This is a genomic window from Micromonospora sp. 4G55 (genome assembly GCF_016803375.1).
This window is the reverse complement of sequence record NZ_JAEVHN010000499.1, coordinates 1-4638: the sequence shown is the minus strand read 5'-3', so window position 1 is coordinate 4638 and position 4638 is coordinate 1. Positions and strand designations below refer to the sequence as shown.

Annotated in this window: 4 protein-coding genes and 1 pseudogene; 3 read left to right on the top strand and 2 right to left on the bottom strand. The window is 75.3% G+C overall.

Annotation, left to right across the window (positions count from 1 at the left end):
- Positions 1–344 (bottom strand): annotated as a pseudogene (locus JNW89_RS28320) (peptidase S8); the annotation flags it as partial.
- A gap of 163 nt (positions 345–507) precedes the next feature.
- Here JNW89_RS28320 and JNW89_RS28315 point away from each other — a divergent pair.
- Positions 508–2340, top strand: a complete 1833-nt coding sequence (locus tag JNW89_RS28315; protein ID WP_375155156.1) for a glycerol-3-phosphate dehydrogenase/oxidase — start codon at positions 508–510, stop codon at positions 2338–2340.
- A 76-nt stretch (positions 2341–2416) separates the two neighbouring features.
- Complete coding sequence (locus tag JNW89_RS28310; protein WP_238451430.1) at positions 2417–2929, top strand: hypothetical protein; 513 nt, start codon at positions 2417–2419, stop codon at positions 2927–2929.
- A 19-nt stretch (positions 2930–2948) separates the two neighbouring features.
- Here JNW89_RS28310 and JNW89_RS28305 read toward each other — a convergent pair whose 3' ends face one another.
- Complete coding sequence (locus JNW89_RS28305; protein ID WP_238451429.1) at positions 2949–4349, bottom strand: FAD-binding oxidoreductase; 1401 nt, start codon at positions 4347–4349, stop codon at positions 2949–2951.
- Positions 4350–4384: 35 nt separating this feature from the next.
- Between JNW89_RS28305 and JNW89_RS28300 the strand changes: the two genes are divergently transcribed.
- A partial coding sequence (locus JNW89_RS28300; protein ID WP_238451428.1) for a DUF4031 domain-containing protein occupies positions 4385–4638 on the top strand: 254 nt, incomplete at its 3' end.

The following is a 4638-nucleotide window of genomic DNA, read 5'->3' as shown; positions in this document are numbered from 1 at the left end:
ACCGGCGGGAGGGCGCGCAGTGCCCCGAGCGCGCCGAGCACCAGCGCTCCGGCGAGCCAGGCCAAACCGGTGGCCCGCAGCGCCGGGGAGCGGGGGAGCAGCGCCAGCAGCAGGGCCGGCAGGCCGACCAGCAGGACGCCGGCCAGGGAGAGCGCCGGCCAGAGCCACGGCCACCGGTCCAGCCCGCTGGCGAGCCGTACCTGGTCGACGGACCAGCCGGCGACCTGGAGCAGGACGGTGGTCGCCACCGTCCAGCCGCCCGCCAGCACGGCCGCCACCACCGCCCAGGGGTTGGCGGACCCGGCGGTCCCGTCGCTTCCGGTGGGAGGTGGCTCGGGCCGCATCCGGAAACAGTACGACGCCCGACCCGCCCCCCGACGTCCGTGCCGTCCCGACGTGCCCGGATCGCGCGATACCCGGCGCGCGGCGGGTGATCAATGCCCTCTCCCCGCCCCTGGCGGGGGACACGGCCTGCTGCCCGGGGCCCCGGGCGGTTACGGTGGATCCGTGCGCGACCCCAATGTGACCCGATCCGCCGCCGGCCAGCTCTCCCCGGAGCGCCGCGCCGCGGACCTGCGCCGCCTGAAGTCCGAACGGTTCGACGTGCTGGTCATCGGTGGTGGGGTGACCGGGGCGGGCGCCGCGCTGGACGCCGCCTCCCGGGGGCTCAAGGTGGCCCTGGTCGAGGCCCGCGACTACGCCGCCGGCACCTCCAGCCGGTCCAGCAAGTTGATCCACGGCGGGCTGCGCTACCTGGAGCAGTTGGAGTTCCACCTGGTCCACGAGGCGCTCACCGAGCGCGGCCTGCTCGCCACCCGGCTCGCCCCGCACCTGGTCCGGCCGGTGCCGTTCCTGGTGCCGCTGCCCGCCGGCCGTGGCCTGCGGGACCTGCCGGCCCGGGCCTTCCGCCGCTCCTACTACGGCGCCGGCGTGGCCGCGTACGACGCCTTCGCCGGGGTCTTCGGCGGTGGACGGGGGATGCCGCTGCACCGGCACCTGACCCGCGAGGGCGCCCGCCGGATCTTCCCCAGCCTGCGGGCCGACTCGCTGGCCGGCGCCATCCGCTACTACGACGGCCAGGTCGACGACGCCCGGCTGGTGGTGACCCTGGCCCGCACCGCGGCCAGCCTGGGCGCGACCGTGGTGAGCAGCGCCCGCGCGGTCGGGCTGATCCGGCAGGCCCGCGAGGTGACCGGGGTCCGGGTCCGCGACCTGGAGGCGCCCGCCGGTTCGCCGGACGCCGAGTTCGAGGTACGCGCGCGCACCGTCATCGGGGCCACCGGCGTGTGGAGCGACGACATGTCGCGGATGCTCAACGACGTCGGACTGCGCCCCGGCATCCGGGTGCGGGCCTCCAAGGGCGTGCACCTGGTCGTCCCCCGCTCGGCGATCACCGGCGAGACCGGGCTGATCCTGCGCACGGCCACCAGCGTGCTCTTCGTCATCCCCTGGGGCGGGCACTGGATCATCGGCACCACGGACACCGACTGGCGGCTGGACCGGTCCCACCCGTCCGCCTCCGCCCGCGACATCCAGTACCTGCTCGACCAGGTCAACACCGTGCTCGACCGGCCGCTGTCCACGGCGGACATCGAGGGCGTCTACGCCGGGTTGCGCCCGCTGCTCGCCGGTGAGGCGGACTCCACCTCCAAGCTCTCCCGCGAGCACGCCGTCTTCGAGCCGATGCTGGGGCTGCTCCTGGTCGCCGGCGGCAAGTACACGACGTATCGGGTGATGGCCTCCGACGTGGTGGACCGGGCGGTCCGCCGGCTCGGCGGCGGCCGCCCCTCGCGCACCGCCGACCTGCCGCTGCTCGGGGCCGACGGCTACCAGGCCATGTGGCGGGACCGGGCCGACCTGGCCCGCCGGCACGGAGTGCCGGTCGGCGTCGTCGAGCACCTGCTGGAGCGGTACGGCACGCTGACCCGGGAGCTGCTGGCCCTGGTGGACGCCGACCCGCTGCTCGCCTCGCCGCTGGCCGGCGCACCGGAGTACCTGGCCGCCGAGGTGACGTACGCGGCCCGCGCCGAGGGGGCGCTGCACCTGGAGGACGTGTTGACCCGGCGTACCCGGATCTCCTTCGAGACCACCCACCGCGGCCTGGAGTCGGCCGGGCACACCGCGGAGCTGATGGGCGCGGTGCTCGGCTGGGACGCGGCCACCCGCGAGCGCGAGATCACCCACTACCGGGCCCGGGTCGAGGCGGAGCGGGAGTCCCAGCTGATGCCGGACGACGCCACCGCCGACGCGGCCCGGCTCGGCGCGCCGGACGTGCGGGGCTTCGCCGCCGACCGGGGTGTCGACGGGGACAGCGCCGGGCTGCCCACCTCGTCGCGCTGACCGACCGTTACATCCATCGATGCCCGTACGGTCGGCGGGTACCGGTCGCTACCTACGGTGGGGTAAGTTCCGGCGCGTGGTTCCCAACCAGTGGTCACGCATGCTCATGGTCTGCGCCGGTGCCGTCCTCACGATCGCCCTCACCGCCTGCTCGGTCTTCGACCGGGGCACGGAGTCCACACCGGACAAGGCCTCGGCGGCGACGGCCTCTCCCGGCGCCGGAGCGGCCAACCGGGTCAGCCTGGTGCAGAAGCTCGGTCAGGACGGTCCGCTCCGGTCGCTCAACGTCGAGCCGGACGGCCACTGGGAGTGCGACGACTGCGCCGGCGACGGGGTGACCTCGACGGGCAGCCTCGACCCCGAGCAGGTGAAGCGGCTGCACGACCTGCTCGCCGACCCGCGCCTGCGTCAGGAGACCGACGAGGCCCGCCGCTACCGGGTCAGCTGCATCGACGCGCTGACCTCCAGCCTGCTCACTTCGGCCGGCCTGATCACCTCGCAGGACTGCCCGGGCGAGGATCGGCCGCCGGTGGCCAACGAGATCCTGCTGCTGCTCACCCAGGCCACCCCCGCCGAACCCACCGCCTGACCCGCGCCCGGGCCGCGCCTCAGAGCACCTTGCCCGGGTTGAGCAGCCCGGCCGGGTCGAGCGCCGCCTTGATCGCCTGGTGCACCCGCACCCCGACGGGACCGATCTCCCGGGCCAGCCAGTCCCGCTTGAGCAGCCCGACGCCGTGCTCGCCGGTGCAGGTGCCGCCGAGGTCCAGGCCGAGCTGCATGATCTCGTCGAAGGCGCGCCGGCCCCGCTCCAGGCTGGCCGGGTCCGCCCGGTCCACCACGATGTTCGGGTGCATGTTGCCGTCCCCGGCGTGCCCGACGACGCCGATCGGCACGTCGCACTTCTCGGCGATCCGGGCCACCCCGTCGAGCAACGCCGCCAGCGAGCCGCGCGGCACCGCCACGTCGTCGATCACCAGACCGCCGTTGCCGCCGGGGAAGGCGTCCGCGGCGAACTTCTCCATCGCCGGGTGCGCCAGCCGGCGGGCCTGGAGCAGCGCCGCCGCCTCGACCGCGTCGGTGGCCGCGTACACCTCCTCGGCGCCGGCGGCCTCGCAGACCTCGGCCAGCCGGGCCAGGTCGTCCGCCGCCCGCGCGCCGGTGTCCGCGGCGGCCAGCAGCAGCGCCTGCGCGTCGGTCCGCAACCCCATCGGCCGGTACGCCTCGATCGCCCGCAGGTGGGTCCGGTCGAGCAGCTCCAGCAGGCTGGGGGTGAGCCCTCGGGCGGCGATCTGGGCCACCGCCGTGCCCGCCTCGGCGGTCGAACCGAAGACCGCCACCATGGTCAGCGACTCCTCCGGTGCCGGGCGCAGCGACACGGTGATCTCGGTGAGCACCCCGAGGGTGCCCTCCGAGCCGACGAAGAGCCGGGTCAGGTCGTAGCCGGCGACCCCCTTGGCGGTGCGCCGGCCGGTGCGCAGCACCTCGCCGGAGGCGAGCACCACCTCCAGGCCGAGGACGTACTCGGTGGTCACCCCGTACTTGACGCAGCACATGCCGCCGGCGTTGGTGGAGACGTTGCCGCCGATGGTGGAGGACTCCCAGGAGCCCGGGTCCGGCGGGTAGTAGAGGCCGTGCTCGGCCACCGCCGCCGCCAGCCTCGCGTTGACCACGCCGGGCTGCACCACGGCGATCCGGCTCACCGGGTCGATCTCCAGGATGGCGTCCATCGCCACCGTGCTGAGCACCACCGCGCCGTCGATCGCGTTCGCGGCGCCGGCCAGGCCGGTCCGGGCGCCCTGCGGCACCACCGGTACGCCGTGCCGGGCGGCGGCCCGGACCACGGCCGCCACCTGCTCGGTGTCGCGCGGGCGGGTCACCACCAGCGGCGTACCGGCCGGGCACAGGTCCGCTTCGTCGCGCTGGTGCATCCGGAGCAGATCGGGGTCGGTGAGGACGGCGTCGTCGCCGAGCGCCGCACGCAGGTCGTCGAGGAGGGGGGATCCGGCCATGCGGGAGAGGCTAACCGGCGACTAGATTGGCCGCCATGCTGTACCTGGACCGGCCCGCCTGGCCGTCGCGGGGACGGCTCTGGTCCCACCTGATCAGCGACGTCTCCCTCGCGGAGCTGCACGCCTTCGCCGAGGCGCTGGGCGCACCCCGGCGCGGCTTCGACCGTGACCACTACGACATCCCCGCCGAGCGCTTCGCCATGGCGGTCTGGCTCGGGGCCCGGGTGGTCCCCAGCCGGGAGCTGGTCCGCCTGCTCCGCGACGCGGGCCTGCGCCGCCCCCAAACACC